Origin of the sequence: Pandoraea aquatica, from assembly GCF_902459565.1 — a bacterium.
Lineage (GTDB): Bacteria > Pseudomonadota > Gammaproteobacteria > Burkholderiales > Burkholderiaceae > Pandoraea > Pandoraea aquatica.
On record NZ_CABPSN010000007.1, the window covers coordinates 177,859 to 199,336 of the forward strand.

At 63.7% G+C, this 21,478-nt stretch carries 16 protein-coding genes; 15 read left to right on the top strand and 1 reads right to left on the bottom strand.

All coding sequences use genetic code 11. From position 1 onward, the window contains the following. Window position 1 precedes the first annotated feature (1 nt). The 12 genes from PAQ31011_RS21045 (at window position 2) to PAQ31011_RS21100 (ending at window position 10,990) form a co-directional block, all read left to right on the top strand. The gene (locus PAQ31011_RS21045) at window positions 2-928 is read left to right on the top strand and encodes an IclR family transcriptional regulator (protein ID WP_150577659.1); all 927 of its coding nucleotides are present in this window, start codon (window positions 2-4) and stop codon (window positions 926-928) included. Beyond that, a complete protein-coding gene (locus PAQ31011_RS21050) occupies window positions 925-1,740 on the top strand; it encodes an SDR family oxidoreductase (RefSeq protein WP_150577660.1) in 816 nt (271 codons plus the stop codon). Before PAQ31011_RS21045 ends, PAQ31011_RS21050 begins: the two co-directional genes overlap by 4 nt. Beyond that, the gene (locus PAQ31011_RS21055; protein WP_150577661.1) at window positions 1,733-3,385 is read left to right on the top strand and encodes a thiamine pyrophosphate-binding protein; all 1,653 of its coding nucleotides are present in this window, start codon (window positions 1,733-1,735) and stop codon (window positions 3,383-3,385) included. The genes PAQ31011_RS21050 and PAQ31011_RS21055 overlap by 8 nt, the downstream gene beginning before the upstream one ends. Further along, window positions 3,378-4,196, top strand: coding sequence for an aspartate dehydrogenase (locus PAQ31011_RS21060; RefSeq protein WP_150577662.1), 819 nt, complete (start codon window positions 3,378-3,380; stop codon window positions 4,194-4,196). The genes PAQ31011_RS21055 and PAQ31011_RS21060 overlap by 8 nt, the downstream gene beginning before the upstream one ends. Window positions 4,197-4,209: 13 nt before the next feature. Continuing rightward, window positions 4,210-5,706 carry an aldehyde dehydrogenase gene (locus tag PAQ31011_RS21065; protein ID WP_150577663.1) on the top strand — a complete coding sequence of 499 codons (1,497 nt, stop codon included), beginning with the start codon at window positions 4,210-4,212 and terminating at the stop codon, window positions 5,704-5,706. A gap of 86 nt (window positions 5,707-5,792) precedes the next feature. Further along, complete coding sequence (locus PAQ31011_RS21070; RefSeq protein ID WP_150577664.1) at window positions 5,793-6,806, top strand: ABC transporter substrate-binding protein; 1,014 nt, start codon at window positions 5,793-5,795, stop codon at window positions 6,804-6,806. Between the two features lie 23 nt (window positions 6,807-6,829). After that, window positions 6,830-7,174, top strand: a complete 345-nt coding sequence (locus tag PAQ31011_RS21075; protein WP_150577665.1) for a hypothetical protein — start codon at window positions 6,830-6,832, stop codon at window positions 7,172-7,174. Beyond that, window positions 7,174-7,392, top strand: a complete 219-nt coding sequence (locus tag PAQ31011_RS21080) for a recombinase-like helix-turn-helix domain-containing protein (RefSeq protein WP_039400222.1) — start codon at window positions 7,174-7,176, stop codon at window positions 7,390-7,392. The genes PAQ31011_RS21075 and PAQ31011_RS21080 overlap by 1 nt, the downstream gene beginning before the upstream one ends. 55 nt (window positions 7,393-7,447) lie before the next feature. Beyond that, window positions 7,448-8,479 carry an aromatic ring-hydroxylating oxygenase subunit alpha gene (locus PAQ31011_RS21085; RefSeq protein WP_150577666.1) on the top strand — a complete coding sequence of 344 codons (1,032 nt, stop codon included), beginning with the start codon at window positions 7,448-7,450 and terminating at the stop codon, window positions 8,477-8,479. 27 nt (window positions 8,480-8,506) lie between these two features. After that, window positions 8,507-8,962: a Rid family hydrolase gene (locus PAQ31011_RS21090; protein WP_150577667.1), complete on the top strand. Its 456-nt coding sequence runs from the start codon at window positions 8,507-8,509 to the stop codon at window positions 8,960-8,962. Between the two features lie 45 nt (window positions 8,963-9,007). Continuing rightward, window positions 9,008-9,973 (top strand): PDR/VanB family oxidoreductase, encoded by a 966-nt coding sequence (locus PAQ31011_RS21095; RefSeq protein WP_150577668.1) that lies wholly within the window; start codon window positions 9,008-9,010, stop codon window positions 9,971-9,973. A gap of 45 nt (window positions 9,974-10,018) precedes the next feature. Continuing rightward, a complete protein-coding gene (locus PAQ31011_RS21100) occupies window positions 10,019-10,990 on the top strand; it encodes a VOC family protein (protein ID WP_150577669.1) in 972 nt (323 codons plus the stop codon). A 115-nt stretch (window positions 10,991-11,105) separates the two neighbouring features. Here the strand turns inward: PAQ31011_RS21100 and PAQ31011_RS21105 are convergent, their stop codons facing one another. Beyond that, on the bottom strand, window positions 11,106-11,651 hold the full coding sequence (locus tag PAQ31011_RS21105) for a glutathione peroxidase (RefSeq protein WP_046291094.1): 546 nt from the start codon (window positions 11,649-11,651) through the stop codon (window positions 11,106-11,108). 740 nt (window positions 11,652-12,391) lie between these two features. Between PAQ31011_RS21105 and PAQ31011_RS21110 the strand changes: the two genes are divergently transcribed. From PAQ31011_RS21110 to PAQ31011_RS21120, 3 genes are all read left to right on the top strand, one after another. After that, window positions 12,392-18,340 (top strand): autotransporter domain-containing protein, encoded by a 5,949-nt coding sequence (locus tag PAQ31011_RS21110; RefSeq protein WP_150577739.1) that lies wholly within the window; start codon window positions 12,392-12,394, stop codon window positions 18,338-18,340. 112 nt (window positions 18,341-18,452) lie between these two features. Next, on the top strand, window positions 18,453-20,627 hold the full coding sequence (locus tag PAQ31011_RS27025) for a tetratricopeptide repeat protein (RefSeq protein ID WP_150577670.1): 2,175 nt from the start codon (window positions 18,453-18,455) through the stop codon (window positions 20,625-20,627). Further along, complete coding sequence (locus tag PAQ31011_RS21120) at window positions 20,617-21,462, top strand: alpha/beta hydrolase (protein WP_150577671.1); 846 nt, start codon at window positions 20,617-20,619, stop codon at window positions 21,460-21,462. Before PAQ31011_RS27025 ends, PAQ31011_RS21120 begins: the two co-directional genes overlap by 11 nt. Window positions 21,463-21,478: the final 16 nt, after the last annotated feature.

Consider the following 21,478-nt stretch of genomic DNA (forward strand, 5'->3'; position numbering starts at 1 on the left):
GATGGCACCGGCTACACCGAAGCGCGAAGCGCTCATCGAGGACGACACCTTGCAGGACGATCAAAACGTCTCGCTCGACGGCGACGCGGTCGTCGAGGGCGCTGCCGAGTCCCGCTACCTCGTGCCGGGTCTTGAGCGCGGCCTGCGCATCCTCACGCAGTTCTCGCCGCGCGAACCGGTCTTCAGTGCGCCGGAACTGTCGCAACGGCTGGGCATTCCGCGTACGACCGTCTTCCGTCTGTTGCAGACGCTCGAAGCCATGGGCTTTCTTGAGCGCGCAGGCAGCGAAAAGAACTTCCGTCTGGGCGTGGCCGTGCTTCGTCTGGGTTTCGAATACCTCAGCTCGCTGGAACTGACCGACCTCGGCATTCCGATCATCGAGCGCCTGCGCGACGCCACCCAACTCACGTCGCACATCGTGATTCGCGACGGCCGCGACATCGTGTTCGTCGCGAAGGCGCAAAGCGTGGCGGGCGTCTTCAACTCGATCAAGGTCAACGTCGGCACGCGTCTGCCGGCGCATGCCACGGTGCACGGTCACGTGCTGATGGGCGACCTGACGCTCACCGAACTGCGCGCGCTGTATCCCGAGAAGACGCTGGAGAAATTCACGCCGCAGACGCCCGAGTCGCTCACCGAACTGTTCGAGCGCGTGCGCGAAGACGCCGAGCGCGGCTATGCGGTATCGGCCTCGTCGTTCGAACGCGGTATCAGCGTGGTGAGCGCACCGGTGCGCAACGACGTGGGCCGCATCTGCGCCGCCATCACGGTCACGATTCCGCGCGCCAACATCGACGCCTCGATGCTCGACGCGGGCCTGATCGGTCAGGTGCGCGAAGCCGCCGATGCGCTCTCGCACCGTCTGAACTACCGCCCGGGGAGCGACGGCAAGTCCACCCCCTACATGAAGTCACTGGGACTCAAATGATCAAGATCGACCTTTCCGCGCGCGCAGCGCTGGTCACGGGCGGCACGTCCGGTATCGGGCTGGCGACCGCCGAGCGCCTGCTCGACGCCGGGGCCGCCGTCGCCATCTGCGGACGCAACCCCGAGCGCCTGGCGCAAGCCGAAGCGCATCTGCGCGAGCGTCATCCGCAGGCGCGCCTCATCGCTGCGCAGTGCAACGTGCTCGACGAGGGCGATGTCACCGCACTGGTCGAGCGTATCCGTGGCGAATTCGGTCGTCTCGACATGCTGGTGAACAACGCGGGCCAGGGCCGTGTGTCGACGTTTGCCGACACGACCGACGACGCCTGGCGCGAAGAACTCGAACTGAAGTACTTCAGCGTGATCCGCACCACGCGTGCTTGCCTGCCGATGCTGCGCGACGCCGCGCGCGAGACGGGCGACGCCGCCATCGTCTGCGTCAACTCGCTGCTCGCGCTGCAACCTGAGCCGCACATGGTGGCGACCTCGTCGGCGCGTGCGGGCGTGCAGAACCTCGTGCGTTCGATGGCGGGCGAATTCGCGCCCGACGGCGTGCGCGTCAACGCGATTCTGATCGGACTGGTCGAGTCGGGACAGTGGCGTCGCCGTTACGCCGCCGCGCAAGAGGCGGGCGACAGCAAGACGTGGTCGGAGTGGACCGGCGAACTCGCGCGCAAGAAGCAAATCCAGTTGCAACGTCTGGGCAAGCCTGAAGAGGCGGCCGCAGCGATCTTTTTCCTGGCTAGCCCGCAGTCGTCCTATACGACGGGCAGTCACATCGATGTTTCCGGAGGCTTGGCAAGACATGTCTAACAAAACCACCGTCGGCGAAGTCATCGCGGCGTTTCTCGAACAGTGCGGCGTGCAGACCGCATTCGGCGTGATCTCGATTCACAACATGCCGATCCTCGACGCCATCGCGCGTCGCGAAAAGATCCGTTACGTCGGCGCACGCGGCGAAGCCGGCGCACTGAACATGGCCGACGGCCTGTCGCGCGTGTCCGGCGGACTCGGCGTTGCATTCACGAGCACGGGCACGGCTGCCGGTAACGCAGCCGGTGCGATGGTCGAAGCGCTCACGGCCGGCACGCCGGTGCTCCACATCACCGGTCAGATCGAAACCGAGTTCCTCGACCGCGATCTCGCCTACATCCACGAAGCGCCGGATCAACTGAGCATGCTCAACTCGATCTCGAAGGCGGCTTACCGTGTGCGCTGCGTCGATACGGCGCTCGCGACGGTGCGCGAAGCGGTGCGTGCTGCGCTGACTGCGCCGACGGGGCCGGTGAGCGTCGAGATCCCCATCGACATTCAGGCGGCTGAAATCGAATGGCCGGCCGATCTGTCCGCCCCGCATATCGCCGTGCCGACGCACGACGACGCACGCGTGGCCGCACTGGCCGACAAGCTCGCATCGGCGCATCGCCCGCTGCTGTGGCTAGGCGGCGGTGCTCGTGGCGCGGAGGCGGCCGTCAAGCGTCTCGTCGACATGGGCTTCGGCGTGGTGACGAGCGTGCAGGGTCGCGGCATCGTGCCGGAAGACCACGCCGCCACGCTGGGCGCATTCAACATCCACCCCACGGTCGAGAAGTTCTACAAGACGTGTGACGCGGTGCTCGTCGTGGGCTCGCGTCTGCGCGGCAACGAAACGCTCAAGTACAAGCTGGCGCTGCCGCGTCCGCTGTATCGCGTCGACGCCGACGGACTGGCCGACAACCGTGGCTATCGCAACGACCTGTTCATTCAGGGCGACGCCGCTAGCGTGCTGAACGCACTGGCCGACCGTCTGCAAGGCCGCCTCTCGGTCGATCCGGCGTTCCACGCCGACCTCGCTGCGGCGCGCGACGCGGCCGTGAAGCAAGTTGCTGAAGGCCTCGGCCCGTACCGTCAACTCGTGGCAGCGCTGCAAGGTTCGCTCGGTCGCGACTTCAACTGGGTGCGCGACGTCACGATCTCGAACAGCACATGGGGCAACCGTCTGCTGAAGATCTTCTCGCCGCGCGCAGGGGTTCACGCGCTGGGTGGCGGCATCGGTCAGGGCATGCAGATGGGCATCGGCGCGGCGCTCGCGGGCAATGCGAAGAAGACCGTCGCCCTGTGCGGCGACGGCGGCCTGATGGTGAACGTGGGTGAACTCGCGACCGCCGTGCAGGAAAAGGCACCCGTCGTGATTCTGCTGATGAACGATCAGTGCTACGGCGTGATCCGCAATATTCAGGATGCGCAGTACGGCGGCCGTCGTCATTACGTGCAACTGCATCAGCCGGACTTCGCCGCTTTCTGCGCGAGCCTGCAACTCAAGCACGAACGCATCACGTCCATCGATCAGGCGGAAGGGGCCGTGGCCCGCGCCGTCGCTCACGACGGTCCGGTGCTGCTCGAAGTCGACATGCTGTCGGTCGGCAACTTCGCGTCGCATTTCGCCGGTCCGCCGGTCCGGGAGCCTGCGAATGCATGAATTGAATCATCGTCCGGTTGACGTCGCGCTGATCGGCTTCGGCGCTATCGGCTCGAAAGTGTATGAAGCGTGCGCGAGCGATCCGTATCTGCGCGTGGGCCACGTGATCGTGCCGGAAGACGCCGCCGAGCGCGTGCGCGGCAGCGTGCGTGCGGGCACCGAAGTGGTGTCGTCAGCGCAGGCGCTGTCGAGCCGTCCGGACTTCGTCCTGGAATGCGCCGGACACAGCGCCCTGTCAGGGCACGTCGTGCCGCTGCTCAAGTCGGGCGTTGACTGCGCTGTGGCTTCGATTGGCGCACTCTCGGATACCGATCTGCTGGCGGCGCTCGAACAAGCTGCGAAAGATGGTGCATCGACCGTCACGCTGCTCTCCGGCGCAATCGGTGGCATCGACGCCATCGCCGCTGCCCGTGAAGGTGGGCTGGACGAAGTGCTGTACACGGGCCGTAAGCCGCCGATGGGCTGGCAGGGTACGCCCGCCGAGCAGGTGTGCGATCTCGCCACGCTCACCACGGCGACGGTGATCTTCGAAGGCAGCGCGCGCGACGCGGCGCGTCTGTACCCGAAGAACGCGAACGTCGCGGCGACCGTTGCCATCGCCGGGCTGGGACTCGATGCGACGCGTGTGCGTCTGATCGCCGACCCGACGAGTACGCGCAACGTGCATCACATCGCAGCGCGCGGTGCGTTCGGCGAAATGTCGCTGGAGATGTGCGGCAAGCCGTTGCCGGACAACCCCAAGACGTCGGCACTGACGGCGTATTCGGCCATTCGCGCGCTGCGCAATCGCGTCGCGAACTGTGTGATCTAGCAGGAAGAGACTCATGAGCCATCAAGATTTGCTGCAAGGGTTTTCGAGCGACATTCTGGTCGGCGGCGAATGGCGTGCCGGCACCGGTAAGCGCTATCAAAGCTTGTACCCGGCCGACGAAAGCGTGAATGCCGAGATCGCAGCCGCAGGTGCCGATGACGCCGTCGAAGCGGTCGAAGCCGCAGACGCCGCGTGGCGTCGCGCCGACTGGGCGGGCCTGAAGCCGCATCAGCGCGCAGCCGTGCTGCATCGCGTCGCCGACGGCATCACGCAACGCGCCGAAGCGCTCGCGCATCTGCAACGACGCGACAACGGCAAGCCGATCAGCGAGACGCGTGCGCTTGTGGCGAGTGCTGCGGGCACGTTCCGCTACTTCGCGTCGTGCCTGGAGACGCTGGAAGAGACGCTCACGCCCTCGCGTGGCGACTATCTGACGATGAGCGTGCATGAGCCGCTGGGTGTGGTGGCCGCCATCACGCCGTGGAACTCGCCGATTGCGTCGGACGCCCAGAAGCTCGCCCCGGCACTCGCCGCTGGCAACGCCGTAGTGCTCAAACCGGCGGAAGTCACGCCGCTCGCGTCGCTCGAACTCGGCCGCATCTGCGAAGCCGCCGGTGTGCCGCGCGGGGTGTTGTCGGTGCTGCCGGGCAAGGGCTCGGTCATCGGCGACATTCTCGTGCGTCACCCGAAGGTCAAGAAGGTGGCGTTCACGGGAGGCACGGAAGTGGGGCGCGGCATCGCACGTCTGGCCGCTGAAAAGCTGATGCCCGTGTCGCTCGAACTCGGCGGCAAGTCGCCGACCATCGTATTCGAAGACGCCGACATCGATCACGCTGTAGCCGGTGTGCTCTACGGCATCTTCAGTTCATCGGGCGAGTCGTGCATCGCAGGCTCGCGCCTGTTCGTCCACAAGGCGATCTTCGACACGTTCGTCGAGCGTCTGGTCGCCGGCGCGAAGCAACTGCGCGTGGGCGATCCGCTGCGCGAAGACACGCAGATGGGGCCGCTCGTGACGTCGGCGCATCGTGACTCCATCGAGCGCTATGTCGCCATCGGGCTGGAAGAGGGCGGTCGTCTGCTGTGTGGCGGCGAACGTCCGGCAGGCGACGGCCGCGAGAAGGGCTACTTCTATCAGCCGACGATCATCGCGGGCCTGACCAATCAGGCGCGCATGGTGCAGGAAGAAATCTTCGGGCCGGTGCTGGCCGTGCTGCCGTTCGAGAACGAAGCCGATCTGCTGGCCGAGGCCAACGACAGCGTCTACGGACTCGCCGCCGGTATCTGGACGCGCGACTTCAAGCGCGCGTGGCGCGTGGGCCGTGCGCTGGAGACGGGCACCGTCTGGATCAATACCTACAAGCAGTTCTCCATCTCGACGCCGTTCGGCGGCTGGAAGGAGAGTGGCATGGGGCGCGAGAAGGGCCGTCTGGGACTGCTGGAATACACAAATCAGAAGAGCCTTTACTGGGGCCTGAACGAGAACCCGCTCGCCTGGGCGGGCCGGGTCTGACGTCGGTGGCAGAAGTGGGCAATGACAGTGGCAAGCCGCGATGCACGGGGCATCGCGGACATCCGAAACTTGAGCGAGGCAAAGATATGTTGTCGATTTTCCGTGCATCGTTGGCGCGTCGCGCCTTTCTGACGGCGGGTCTGTGCGCCGTGGCGGGACTCAGCGGCGTGGCCGCACCGGTGATGGCGCAGCAGCCTGCGACGCAGCAGATCACCTATCTGCTCCCGGCCCCGGCGAATCTGCCGGCCTTCGCGCCGCTGATGCTGGCCGAGAAGAAGGGTTACTACGCGGCAGAAGGCCTGTCGGTGCGCTGGCTGACCGTGCAGGGCGGCGCTGACGTGGGCAAGCAGCTCGCGTCCGGTAACGGCGATCTGGGCGGCGGTCTGGGCGACACGCCCATCGTGCTGCGTCCGAACGGCATCCCCATCAAGGGCGTGGCGCTGCTCGGCGGCCGCACGCTGCACCAGCTCGTGGTGCGCGACGACGCCAACATCAAGTCGCCCGCCGATTTGAAGGGCAAGACGATCACCGTGCTGGCCTATCAGGACACGGGCTTCTACGCGACGCTCGGCCTGCTCGCCTCGGCCGGTCTCACGCGTAACGACGCGCGCATTCAGGGCGCAGGCCCGGCGGGCGTCTGGCAACAGGTCGCGACGGGCAAGGCGGAAGTGATGGTCGGCACGCCCGAGTGGGCGCAGAACATCGAAGACGCTGGCGTGAAGGTCACGATGACGTCGACCGACAAGTATTTCCCGGGCATGGCGCAGGCGATTCTCGCTTCGGACAAGACCATTGCCGAGAAGCCGGAGATGATCCGCAAGTTCGTGCGCGCGACGGTCAAGTCGGTCGCGGAAATCATGCGCGATCCGGCTGGTGCTGCGAAGGAATACTGCGCCGCCGTGCCCGCTTACAAGGGTAAGGAAGCCGAGATCGAGAAGATCCTCACGTACTACGCCCGCAATGTGTACCCGGGACAGCAACGTCTGGGCGCGTTCGATCCGGCGCGTGTGACGAAGCTGCAGGACTTCTACGCGCAAGAGAAGGTCATCCGTGAGAAGTCCAAGCCGGAAGACCTGTTCACCAACCAGTTCGTGCAGTAAGCGACGCGACAGGCGAGAGAGCAATGAGCGAAACCGCACCGGGCACCGTCCAGCCCGAGACCATGATGCTGACGGTGTTCCTGCGTCACGATCAGTCGAACAATCTCGACGATTTTCAGGAACGTCTGAAGGCTGCCGAATGGTGGGAGCGATTCCCGCCCGCCGGCGTGAAAGTGGTGTCGTGGACCGTGGCGATGGGCTTCGGCCAGATCGTCACGCTGGAACTGCCGCCGCATTTGCTGCCGGTCGTGAACGTGGAACTGGAGCGTTCGGCCTGGGGCGTGTTTCGCACCGAATGCTATCCGACTTATGACTTTGTACCCGTGCACGCGCGCATTCGCGAGCGGGTGCGCAATGGAGGGAAGTGATGGACCGTTATCTGGAACCGCATCAAGCGCGTCGTCATGAGCCGACGCAATACGAAAGCCTGCTGGGCGACGCCATCGAGCGCGCCTACGCCTCGGGCACGCACGATCTGGCGGGCCTCGTGGCCTACCTGAATCGCACCGGCCCCGGCCCGCAGGAAGGCGACGTGTGGACCGAAGACGTCTACAAAGCGCAGATCGCCCGACTGGCCGAAGAGTAAAAACATCACATAGCGCGATGGCCGCTCGGGCGGCGCTCGCGATGGAGGTCCCCCCATGACTACGCAACAACCCATTCTCACCGCCGACGCCTTGCTCGAGCGCGGCCTGAAGAACCTCTGGTACCCGATTTGTCCGTCGCACATGATCGACCGCGAGCCGGTCTCGCTGCGCCGTCTGGGCAAGAAGCTCGTGTTCTGGCGCGATCAGGACAACAAAGTGCATGCCCTGGACGATCATTGCCCGCATCGCGGCGCGCCGCTCTCGAAGGGCATCGTGATGGGCGACCGCATCGCCTGCGGCTATCACGGCGTGCAGGTGCGCTGTGACGGCACCGTGATGCGTGTGCCGGGTAGCCCGGGCTGCAAGCTCGAAGGCTCGCGCCCGACGCAGGCGTATCACATCGTCGAGCGCAACGAGGCGATCTGGTTGTACAACGCCACCGAGAATATCGAGACGCCGCCGCCGCTGGTGCTGCCGGAAGAACTCGACGCCGACGGCGAATTCTCGTCGTTCCTCTGCTACACGGAGTGGAAGGGCGATTACCGCTACGTGCTCGATAACGTGATGGACCCGATGCACGGCACGTATCTGCACAAGCAGTCGCACTCGATGGCCGAGGGCGACAACACGGCAGCGTTCCGCATTCGCGATACCGACCGTGGTTTCGTGTTCGAGAAGGAAGGCCAGCGCGATGTGAACTTCGACTGGACCGAATGGGCGGACACCGGCACGCACTGGATGCGTCTGGAGATTCCGTACCCGAAGACGGGCGGCCCCGGCGGCAACTTCGTGATCGTGGGCAGCTACACGCCGATCTCGCCGACGCTGGCCGCCGTGTTCCACTGGCGCTGCCGCAAGCTCGACGGATGGCAGCGCGACACGTGGCGCTTCCTGTATCGCAATCGTCTGGAAGCACGTCACTGGAACGTGCTGGAGCAGGACCGCGTGATGCTCGAAGACATGGAGCCGGATGCTAACCAGAACGAGCACCTGTATCAGCACGACATGGGCATCGTGCGTCTGCGTCGCCATCTGAGGAATCTGGCGAAGGCGGAGCTTGAGCGCATGCAGCCGGGCAAGGCGTAAGCCGTCGGCAATTTCATGGACGCGATCATGCAAAACCCTTCCGCCCTAAAAGCCGAACGTATTCGTGCACAGGCCGTGCCCGATCTCGGGACGGCCACGTGGACCAACGGCATCCGGTTCGGCAACGAGATCCTGATGTCGGGCATGACCGCACATCCGGCCACGCGCGATGCTGAAAAGCCGCTCACGACCTACGAGCAGACGCTGGTGGTGCTCGGCAAGATCCGCGCGCTGGTCGAAGCCGGAGGTGGCCGTCTCGCCAACGTCTACAAGCTTGTCGTGTACGTGACCGATATCGCCGATAAGGACGAAGTCGGTCGCGCCCGCCGTGAGTTCTTTGCGGACGTGGCGGCGAACGGTGGCGCGTATCCGTGTTCGACGCTCGTCGCGGTCAGCGGTCTGGTTTTTCCGGAACTGCGTGTGGAAATCGAGGCGTTGGCACGTCTCGACATCGATTTGTCCGTCGCGGCCATCGCTGGTTAAGCCGGGCGGACGTCAAGAAAATCAGCAACATCAGAGAGCGGCGTTATGAGCAAGTCAACCCTGTCGGCAATGGTGCGCACGCTTCGTTACGAAGCTGCGGGCATCATGAGCATCGAACTCGTGCCTGTGGCGGGCAACAGCACGCCGTTTCCGGAATTCACACCCGGCGCGCACATCGATCTGCACCTGCCGAGCGGGCTGGTGCGGAGTTACTCGCTGGTGAATACCCCGGGCGAGGAAAACCGCTACGTGCTGGGCATTCTGGCCGATCCGAAGAGCCGTGGCGGCTCGCGCTTCATTCACGACAACTTCCGTGTCGGCATGACGCTCGATATTTCGGCCCCGCGCAATCATTTCGAGTTGGACGAAACGGCGGCGCACTCGGTGCTGGTCGCAGGCGGCATCGGCGTGACGCCGATACTCTGCATGTACCGGCGTCTGCGTTCGCTCGGCCGGAGCGTCAAGCTGATGTACTGCGCGCGTACCGCGCCGCAGGCGGCCTTCGTCGACGAACTGAATGCGCTCGGTGGCGACATCACCTATCACTTCGACGATCAGCACGACGGCAAACCCGCGTCGCTCGCGGCGTTCCTGGCCGATCAGCCGGTGGGCACGCATGCCTATTGCTGCGGCCCGGGCGTGATGCTCGACGCCTTCGAAGCCACGTGTGCCGAGGTGGGCATCGCTAACGTCCACACAGAGCGCTTCGCAGCCGCACCGGATGCGCCGCCGCCTGCGACGTCCGAGGGCTACGTCGTCACGCTGGCGAAGTCGGGCAAAGAGATTGCCGTGCCTGCGGGCGCGACGTTGCTCGATACGCTGCTCGCCGCAGGCATCGACGCCGAACACAGCTGCATGGAAGGCATTTGCGGGGCATGCGAGACGCGTGTGATCGAAGGCTGCCCCGACCATCGCGACTCGGTACTGAGCGCGTCGGAGCGCGCCGGGAACAAGGTCATGATGATCTGCGTGTCCGGTTGCAAGGGCGAGCGTCTGACGCTCGATCTCTGAGCGCCCCTTCATTTAATCAAGACTTCCGATTTTCCCGAGACTGTCATGACGATTCTGGGCATCGAACAAATCACCTACGGGGTTACTGACCTCGACACCTGCCGTCGGTTTCTGGCCGACTGGGGCCTGACCGAGATCAGCGCCGACGCCAATGGCGCGCGCTTCGAAACGCTCAACGGCGGCCGTGTGCTTGCGGTGCGTCACGACGATCCGTCGCTGCCACCGGCCATGGAAGACGGGCCGACGCTGCGCGAAGTGACGTGGGGCGTGACGCGCGCGGACGAAGTGGCGGCCATTGCCGACCGTCTCGCCGATCAGCCGGGTTACTACTTCAAGGATGGCGCGACGGGCTGCATCGACCCGAACGGTCTGGCCGTGCGCGTCGAAGTGACGGCCAAGCGCGCGCTGGACGTACAGGGCGCGCCGACGAATCCGTGGGGACTCCCCGCACAGCGCGTGAACACGCCGAGCCCGGTGTACGAACGTGCGCAGCCGATCGAAGTCGGCCACGTGGTCTTCTTCACGAACGCGCTCGCTGCGACACAGAAGTTCTACGAGGACAAGCTCGGTTTCGAGTTGTCAGACCGCTATCCGGATCGCGGCGCGTTCATGCGTTGTGCACCGCACGGCGGTCACCACGACCTTTTCTTGCTGGCGCTGCCCAACGGCAAGCGCGGCCTGAATCACGTGGCGTTCACGGTGCGCGATATCCATGAGGTGTTCGGCGGCGGCATGCATATCGACCGCTGTGGCTGGGAAACGCAGTTGGGGCCGGGGCGTCACCCGATCTCGTCGGCGTATTTCTGGTACTTCAAGAATCCGTGCGGCGCACTCATCGAGTATTACGCCGACGAGGACATCCTGACGCCGGAATGGCAACCGCGCGATTTCGAGCCGGGACCGACGGTGTTCGCGGAGTGGGCGGTGGATGGCGGGCTGGACGGCAACACGCGTCGCCAGAAGAAGGGTGGTGAAGCGCCGACCGGCAAGTTCATGACCGATACGGCCAAGCGCTGACGTCGGGCGCAAAGGTGTAGGGAGCGCGTCGAATCCGGGGGGAAACGACGCGGCACGAGGGGGCATGCGCAACGCATCGCCCCCTTTTGCGTTTTTACGCGGTGTGCACGCGTAATTATTTCGCGAGTTCGGCGTCGATGGCGGCGACCAGACGCGGGTCGTCGGCCTTGACGTCCGGCGAGAAGCGGGCCACGACCTGACCGTTGCGGCCGATCAGGAACTTCTCGAAATTCCACAGCACGTCGGCGGGGTTGTCGCGCTCGACGCCGAAGCCCTTCAGACGCTCGCGGAACGGGCCTTCGCCGGTGGCTTCCGGCTTGGCGTCGACCAGCGCGCTGTACAGCGGGTGACGGTCGTCGCCCAGCACCGAAATCTTGGCGAACAACGGGAAGGTGACGTTGTACTGCGTGGTGCAGAAGTCGAGGATCTCGGCGTCGGTGCCCGGCTCCTGACCCTTGAAGTTGTTGGCGGGGAACGCCAGCACTTCCAGACCTGCGGCGCGCTTGTCTTCGTACAGACGCTCCAGCCCTTCGTATTGCGGCGTCAGACCGCACTTCGATGCGACGTTCACAACCAGACGCACCTTGCCTGCGTAATCGCCCAACGAGGCGGCGGCACCGTCATTGCGATTGACGGCGATGGTTTCGATGTTCGTGCTCATGCGTGACTTCCCGAAAAAGCGCGGCCTAGGTGCCGCAAACGCCAACGAGTTTAGCCCAATGCGTATGGGTTCGCTGGCGGCCGGGCCGTGCCAGGCCGTCGTATCGTCAAAATCGGATAGTGGTACCCGCGATGTAAGTTATCTGTAAGCGTTAATAGAATGTATGTCGGTATGCAAAGCAAATGAATGTGAGATAAGTCATTGAATTGCCTGGAAGATGATAACTATTTATAGGTTTTAGAAGAATAGTCGGCACGGTGGTGATGCTTGTCAATGACGTGGAGTCAAAACAAATTCAATGAAATCAATGGTGCTGATGCGTTGTGATGTTTATCGATTGACAGTCGGGTAAGCATATGAAAGGATTCACTTGATCAAAAATTACGATAAATAACAAGCGCAGTCGGCTTGTAAAAAAATACCGGGGTAGTCCGAATGGTTCGTGCCGCTTCTCGCCGCAACGGTGCACCTGTGTTTCGCACAGGTCGTTCAACCAAGTCGCTCATCGGGCGAACGGGCTCATCTCCTCCATTAGCGCTATAGCGCAGTTGCGTCGCTATCCCGACGCGCTCTCGTCCGCATTTCCGCCTGATCGACATCGAAGCACTTCGCCGTTTGCAGCGAAGCGCTCGTGTATTGGCGTCTGCACGCGCGTGTTGCCCGGGAAGCGGTGCCGAATTCCGTCATTCGTGCATCGATTGCATGACAAGCAACCATAAGAATCAGAACCTAGGGATCAAATGAATCACATCTATCGCGTGGTGTGGAGTGCCAGTCTCGGCATGTATCAGGTGGCTTCCGAAGTGGCGAGCGGCCACGGCGGCAAGTCACGTTCCGTCGACCGTCGCCGTGCGCGCAAGGCCGCTGCCGTTGCTGCCGTGGCGCTCGCGTCGATGAACGCGGGGGCGGTCTTTGCCGTACCGGCGCCTGTCGCCACGATGGACGGTGTGACGCAACTCTTCTCTGGCGCGCCGGACACAATTACGTCGCCGAACTGGTCCTTTGACGGAACCAACCTGACGATCTCGGGCTCGTTGCCTGCGACGTTCGCGACGATCACCGGTGGCCTCGGCACCATCTCGAATGCCGGATCGATGAGCGGTGCGTATGCGCTGTCGTTCTCTGCTGCGGCGAACGTGTCTCTTGTCGAGAACAACGGTTCGATCAATGTCACCGGTAGCAACTCGGGCTCGTATAACAGCGGCGTCATCGGCACTTTCGTCAATCGCGGGTCGGTGACGACGGGCACGTTTGCCGGGGTCGGCAACGGCGGTCAGATGACCCGGTTTGAAAACACCGGCACGATCACCGGGTTCTTTCAGGGGCTGAACAACCAGGGTACGTTGACGGAGGCCATCAACAGCGGGTCGATCGGCGCGACGGCCGGGTATGGCGTACTCAACCAGTCGCAACTCGGCACGCTGAGCAACAGCGGGCGTATTTCGGGCATTTTCGGCGTCGCTGCCGTCAAGGGCAGTGCGCCGAATCCGCTACTCGGAACACTGCTCAATAGCGGCACGATCACCGGAACGGAAAACGGGATATCCAACAGAGGCACGGCCATCACCACCATCGAGAACCTTGGCGGCGGACAGATTACCGGCACAGATACCATCATCGGCACCGGGATTTCCAACGTCAATGCTTCGGTCGGCGCCACGGACTATCGCGGCACGATTGGTGCGATCAACAACGCCGGTACGATTTCGGGGGGCCTCTACGCGATCTACAACACGGATTCGATCGGCACGATCAACAACCTTGCGTCCGGTCTGATTACCGGACCGATGGCGGCGATTTCGAACCCGTCGTCTGACGCCACGATCGGACAGATCAATAACGCTGGCACCATTGCTGGCAACATTCTGTACTACGGCTCTCAGGCCCTGTCGATTGCCGGTGCGACGGGTACGGCCTTCGGTACGCTGACGGGCTTCGGCGGTTCGGTCGTCGGCACGCTGGCCAGTCCGTTTGCCGACGTGCACTTCACCGGAGGCAACCTTCTGTTGAACGACATGGTCGATCTGGGTAATGCGCGCACGGCATTCAACGATGCCTCCGTGTTGCAGGTCAACCAACCGATCTACATCTTTGGTAATTACTCGCAGGGCGCGAACGCCACGTTGCAACTTGGCGTGGGCAACGGTGCCGTCACGACGGGCAACGTTGGCCTCGACGCTGGGTACGGCTATCTGAAGGTGACGGGCAACACGACTGTCGCCTCCGGTTCGACCATCGCATTGCAGTCGCTGGGCTACAACTTCGCCGCCGGTCAGCGCTTTGTCGTGATCGATACGGCAGGGTCCGCGACCTACAACGAAGGCACGCTGCGCTACGTCGTCAATGGTTACCCGTACCTCTCAGGTAGTGGCGCAAGCCAGCCGGTTTCCGGGCATCAGAATCTGGTCGTGACGGTGACGGCGCCTTATGTGGGCGCGATGGGCGGCACGGACACGCTGGTGGCCGGTACGCCTTCGTCTTCGCCGAACTGGGCTTACGACGGCACGAACCTGTCGATTGCAGGCACCTCGTTCGCGACTATCACGGGCAACATGGGCACGCTGTCGAACTCGGGTACGTTGACGGGCGCCTATGCACTCTCGACGTCCCCGGCAGGCAACATCGGTCTTGTCGAGAACGATGGCGTGATCGCCGCGACCAGCAACACCAGCTCGGGTCTCTACAACGGCGGCACCATCGGCACGCTGGTCAATCGCGGCTCTGTGTCGACGGCGGCCTATGGTGGCGTCAGCAATGGCGGCACGATCACCCGCTTCGAAAACTCGGGCACCGTGACCGGTGCGTCACAGGGGCTGAACAACAGCAACACGCTCACCTCGGTATTTAATTCCGGCACGATTCAGGCAGCCAACGCCTACGGCGTGCTGAATTCGGCGCAGCTCGGCGCATTGACGAACACGGGGCTGATCTCCGGTTACTACGGCCTGATCTCAAGCAAGACGGGGTTGGCCAATGCGACGCTCGGTACGCTGACCAATAGCGGCACGATCACCGGATCGAACAAGGGCGTGCAGAACCTCAGCGCCTATCTCGGCACGCTCGACAACCAGGCGGGCGGTCAGATTCTCGCCACCGGTGCCCTCACCGCGGATGTCGCTGCGGTGAGCAACGTTGCTTCGAGCACCATCGGCCTTATCAAGAATGCGGGCACGATTTGGGGCACCTACTACGGCATCTATAACGATGCTGCGGTCGGCACGATCGACAACCTTGCCGGTGGCGTGATCAAGGGGATTGGCGGCGCAATTTCGAATCAGGCAACTACGGCGTCCATCGGCCAGATCAACAACGCAGGCACGATCGCGGGCTGGATCATCAACCGGTCGCAAAACAATCTGTATATCAGCGGCGCGACCGACGGCACGTTCGGCACGCTGACCGGTTTCGGCCCCACTTACTCCAGCACCATCGTCAGCACGAACGCCGACGTGCATTTCAACGGCGGCAAGCTGGTGGTGGACGATCACTTCGATCTCGCGAACACCCGCACGGCGTACAACGATTCGTCGGTGCTGCAGATCAACAACGTGCTTCGGGTCGCAGGCAACTACTCGCAGGCTGCGGCAGGCACGTTGCAGATCGGTGTGGCCAATGGCGCCTTGGCGACCGGCAGCATGCTGACGGACGTCGGCTACGGTCGTCTGCTCGTCTCGGGCAACACGTACATTGCGCCAGGATCGAGCATTGCGCTGCAATCGCTGGGCTATAACTTTGCGGCGGGTCAGCGCTATGTGGTGATCGATACCGCGGGTTCGGCCATCTACAACGAAGGCACGCTGCGCTATGCCGTGAACGGTTATCCGTCGCTTGCGGCCAGCGGTGCCAAGGTCGGCAACGGCAGCAATACCGATCTCGTGGTGACGATCTTCGCGCCTGCGAACATCGGGACGATTGGCGGCACGTGGCCGCTGACCCCGGGCGCGGCGACCGGCACATCAGACTGGGCCTACGATGGCGCGAACCTCACGATCTCCGGCACGACCTACGGCTCGATCAACGGTTCGCTCGGCACGCTCACGAACAACGGCACGTTGACCGGAACCTCCGCGCTGTCCGTCGGAACCAATGGCGGCAGCATCGATCGCGTCGAGAACAACGGCGTGATTCATGCGACCGGCGCGACCGATTCGGCGATCTACAACGGCGGTGTCATCGGTACGTTGCTCAACAAAAACACGCTGCTCTCGGCCAACATGGCTGGCGTGAACAGCGTCACCGCACTGACGCGTCTGGAGAACTCCGGACAGATCAGCGGTGGCCGGTTCGGCGTGGTTAATGCCGGTGTTCTGACATCGGTTGTGAATACCGGCACCATCTCGGCGGCCCCGACGGCGTCGACGATTGTGGGGCTGGCGAACACCGGGCAGATCGGTTCGATCAATAACAGTGGGCTGATCAGTGGCTACACCGGCCTGATGCTCCTGCCGTCGGGCAACGTCACGCCGCGCTCGATGCTCGACACGCTAACCAACAGCGGCATCGTGGTGGGTCAGTTTGCCGGTGTGGGCAACTATGGCGGCACCATCGGCACGATCAACAACCTCGCTGGTGGCAGCATCAAGGCGACGGACCCGATCTATTCGTCGGGTATCAACAACGACTGGGGGACGGCGAACGGTGTGAGCACCGGGGGCACGATCGGCCAGATCAACAACGCGGGTACGCTGACGGCCGGCTACTACGGGATTTACAACGCGAATTCGATTGGTGTCATCAATAACCTTGCGGGCGGTCTCATCACCGGTCTGGGTGGCGCGATCTCGAACCAAAGCGTGTCGTCTTCGATTGGCCAGATCAACAACGCGGGCACGATTGCCGGATGGATCATCAACCGCTCGCCGAACGATCTGCGCATTGCCGGTGCAACGGATGGCACCTTCGGCACGATCACGAGCTTCGGTCCGACGTACGGCGGTACGATCGTCAGCACCAATGCCGATGTGCGCTTTAACGGCGGTAACCTTGTCGTTGGCAATAACTTCGACCTGGCTGGCACGCGCACCGCATACAACGAAGCGTCGGTGTTGCAGATCAACAAGGCGATTCAGGTCTCGGGCAACTACGCGCAGTCCGCAGGCGCAACGCTGCAAATCGGCGTGGCTAGCAATGCCGTGACTACTGGCGATCCGGCGACCGACAGCGGGTACGGCCGCCTCGTGGTGAGCGGTAATTCGACGCTTGCCGCCGGGTCGAGCGTGGCGCTGCAATCTCTGGGTTACAGCTTTGCCGCCGGTCAGCGCTATGTCGTGATCGATACGGCAGGAACGGCGAACTACAACGCCAGCTCGCTCGTGTATCGCGTCAATGGCTCGACGACGCTCGACGCCAGCGGTGCAGAAGTCGCAAACGGTTCGCACAAGAACCTGGTGGTGACACTGGCCAACGGCACTGGTGCCAACAACGGTAGCGGCAACGGCGGCATCAACAACGGCGGTAACGCGGGCAACTCGGGCAGCACCGGTGGCACGGGCAGCAACCCCGAAGCCGGGAACGGAAACAACGGCGGCTTGCCAGCCTTCGATCCGCGTACGAACGCGACGATCGCGTCGGCACCGAATGCGACGTCGGCACTGCGCGGATTGTTGGGTTACACCGGCGTGAGCGATCCGAAGTTGCTCAATCTGTTCAACGCCACGCTCGGCTCGCTGAGCGACCGTTCGACCGATTCGGCCAACCGCGTCGGCAAGCAACTCGCCCCGGCGCAGAATTCGCGCGCGGCCGGTGCTGCAACGTTCGGTTCAATGAACCTCGTGAACTCGCACGTCAACGGTCTGCGTGTGGCACAAGCGGGTGGCACGGGTGTGGCGACCGGCGACAGCGCGGCCAACTGGGGTGTGTGGGGGCAGGCGTTCGGTGGTCACTCCAGCCAGAATGCTCGCGAGAATGTCGACGGTTACAGCGCCAACTATGGCGGCTTGCTGGTGGGGGCCGACCGTGCGTTCGGCGATCGCGTGCGTGCGGGCGGTGCGTTCCAGTTCTCGCGCACCGTCATCAATAGCGACGGCAGTACGTCCGGCAATCAGACCAGCGTGAATGGTTATGGCCTGATCGGTTATGCCGCCTACACGGGGGAGCCGTGGTACGTGAACCTGACGGGTTCGGTCGTGCTGCAACGCTACAACTCGAGCCGTCTGGTCTCGATGCAAGGCTTCAACGGCGTGGCCAACGGCAATTTCAACGGTCAACAGTACGCGACCAGTGCCGAATTCGGCTGGCCGCTGGCGCTGGGCCGTGCCATCGTCACACCGCTCGCGAGCGTCACGTACAGCTATCTGAATCAGAACAGCTACACGGAAACCGGTGGCAACGGTACGGCCTTGTCGGTGGGCAGTGCAGGCAGCAGTTCGGTGCGTAGTGCGCTGGGTGCGAAGATTGCGCTGCCGTTCGAGACGTCGTCGGGCACGTGGACGCCGGAGCTTGGCCTGCGCTGGGTGCACGAGTACAACCGCACGCGTCAGACCACGGGCGCGAGCTTTGCAGCCGACCCGACCGGGCAGACGGGCTTCACGACCGTGGGCGCTACGCCGGTGTCCGATCTGGCCGAGATGTCGCTGGGCGTGACGCTCATGCGGGCGAACAACCTGAGTGCGTCGGTTCGCTACGATCTGCAAGTCGGTTCGGGCTTTGTGTCGCACACGGGCATCGTGCGCGTGCAACAGCGCTTCTGATCGTCTGATACCTTCAGACGGTATCGGCGGTCGCAGTCATTGACATGGCTGCGACCGCCGTGGAAGTATCGCGCAGTGCCCACGGCTTCCCGAGTTTCACGAACGTCATCCGATGTCTTCCGCTCCCTCCTCCCCGTCGCCTCACGGTGCGTCGTCGTCGCCCGCTGCTGCCGGGACGCTCACTTTTGCGCAAGCGATTGCGCTGGCGAACTCCCATTGGCAAGCCGGACAGGCGGCACAGGCCGAAATGCTGTGCCGACGCATACTGGATGCTTCACCCGAACACCCCGATGCGCACTATCTCCTTGGCCTGATGGCGCATGCTTACGGCAAGCGCGACATGGCGATCGAGCATCTGACAGCCACGTGCCGGGCACCGGGTGCGCATGCGGCATGCTGGTCGGATCTTGCGGAGATGTATCGTCAGGCGGGGCGTCTGACGGATGCCGTGGCGGCGGGGCGTCGCGCCGTCGAGATCGATCCCGTGTTCGCGCCCGGATGGAACAATCTGGGCATCGCGTTGCAGGAATCCGGTCAGCTCGAACAGAGCCTGACGTGCCTGACACGTGTGGGGGATCTTCAGCCAGGGTCGGCGGACGCGCAGAACAATCTGGGTAATACCGCGCGACTGCTGGGACGTTTCGACGTGTCCGAAGCGCATTATCGTCGCGCATTGGACATCGATCCCCAGCGTGCCGATACACATAGCAATCTGGCGTCCCTGTTGAGCTTGCAGAAGCGTTTCGACGAGGCGGGAGGACTGGCGCGCCGGGCTATTGAACTGGCGCCCAATTTTGTCGACGCCTATCGGAATCTGGCCGATATCGAACTCTCGCGCGGCAATGTTGCGGCGGCGCTGCAAGTCGTGGAAGTGATGTCGGCATTCGCTGCGCAGCATCCCTCGACGTTGGTGGCACGAGCGGGTGTGCTGCGACTGGTCGGGCGTCTCGACGAAGCGCTCGTCAGCGCGCGCGCTGCCACCGAGTTGCTGCCCCAAAGCACCAACGTGCAGGCCGCGCTGGCGGCGGTCGAAGCGGATATTGCGAGACGTGACGCCGCCGGGGCACCCGACGCGCAGGCGTCGCAGGTATCGCAGGCGGGTACGTCGCACGATCATGCATCCGTTCATCAAGCTGCATCCGAACGCATTGCGGCGCAGGATTTCGAAGGCGCAGAAGCGCTGCTGCGCGATGTCGTGGCGGCGGGCGCTGCGCCCATGTCGATGTGGCGTCTGCTCGCGCTTGCCCTGCGTGCGCAGGGGAAAGCTGAGGCTGGCCGTGACGTGCTGGCGATGCTCGCGCGTCAGGTCCCCGGTGATTTGTCCAACCGGTTCGATCTGGCCGAATCCCTGCTTCTGCTGGGCGATTTCGAGCGGGGCTGGCAAGAGTACCGCTATCGCTACAGCCTCGAACATACGCAGTCGATTGAGCGCAAAGTCCAGCGTCCGCGTTGGGACGGTCAGCCGATTCCGGGACAGACGTTGCTTATCCACGACGAGCAGGGATATGGCGATACGTTCCAGTTCATGCGCATGGCGCGGTGGGTGCGCGAGCGCAGTCAGGCGCGGGTGATCTTCGAAGTGAATCCCGAAACGTTGTCGATTGCCCGACGGATGTGGGGCGAGGCGGACATCGTCGGACGCGGCACGCTGCCCGTCACCTTCGACCAGCATTGCGAACTGATGAGCCTGCCGATGGCGATGGGGCTCAAACTCACCGATTTGCCCGGCGACATCGAGTATCTCAGTGCCGATCCCGAGCGCATCGCCCATTGGCGCGCGCGTCTGGCCGACGTTCCCCGGCCGTGGGTCGCAACGGTCTGGGCCGGACGCCCGGAGCATGTGAACGATAGCAACCGGTCCGTTTCGCTCGATCAACTGGGGCCGCTCGGTGCGAGCGGCGCAACATTCCTGTCGATCCAGAAGGGACCCGCGTCGTCGCAGGCGCAAACTCCGCCGGAAGGCATGAGGATGGTGTCGCTGAGCGATGAGATTCGCGACTTCGAAGATACCGCCGCCATTTTGCATCTCGCCGATTTGCTGATTTCGGTCGATTCCTCCCCCGTGCATCTGGCCGGTGGGATGGGGCGGCCTGTCTGGGTGCTGCTGCCGTTCGTGCCCGACTGGCGCTGGTTGCTCGGTCGCGACGATTCGCCGTGGTATCCGGAGATGACACTGTTCCGTCAGTCCGAGCGCGGGGCATGGGAGCCCGTGATCGATCGGATGGGGAAGGCGCTCGCCGCCTTCGTCGCCGAACGGCGTGGTGTGGAGTCGCGGGATGCAAGTTAAGGCCTTGCTCGGTGCGTTTGCGTGTCTGGTCGCCACTGCGCTGACGTCAGGCTGCGCGAGCCTGGATCGCGACGCCCACGCTCAGGCGTTGGCCGACCCGGCGGGTTTGCATCGTGAGACGGTGACGGGCGGACCGTTCGTGCTGACGGTGTTCTCTCGCATCACGAAAGCCGATGCGCCGGTGAATGTCTACATCGAAGGCGACGGACTCGCGTGGCTGTCGCGAACGGAGCCGTCGCTCGATCCGACGCCCGTCGCCGCGACGGGACTCGCCCTTGCTGCGGCCGATACGTCGCCCAACGTGGTGTATCTCGCGCGTCCCTGTCAGTTCACACCGATGGCACTGAATTCGGCATGCGGTGTGCAGTATTGGACCGGCAAGCGCTTTGCACCCGATGTCGTCGACGCAATGAACGAGGCTGTCGGAAAGATCGCGGCGCGCGTTCCCGGGCAGCGCCTGGCGCTCGTTGGCTATTCCGGTGGTGGTGCGATTGCCGCACTGATTGCCGCCCGGCGACAGGACGTCGCGTCGCTGCGCACGGTCGCCGGTAATCTCGATGTCGAGTACGTGAACCGCATGCATAACGTGTCGGCGATGCCGGCATCGCTGAATCCGATCGACGTTGCATCGCGGGTCGCAGCGATACCTCAGATCCACTTCAGCAGCGCGCAGGACACGGTGGTGCCGCCGGACGTCGAGAAGCGCTATGCGGCGGCTGTCGGTGGGAAGTGCGTCAAGACGGTTGTCGTCACCGGCCTCGCGCACGACGGCGAGTGGGCCGCGCGATGGCCAGCGCTGCTCGCGCAGACACCCGCGTGCGACGCGGCGCAGTGAGGGAGCTGAGCGCGCT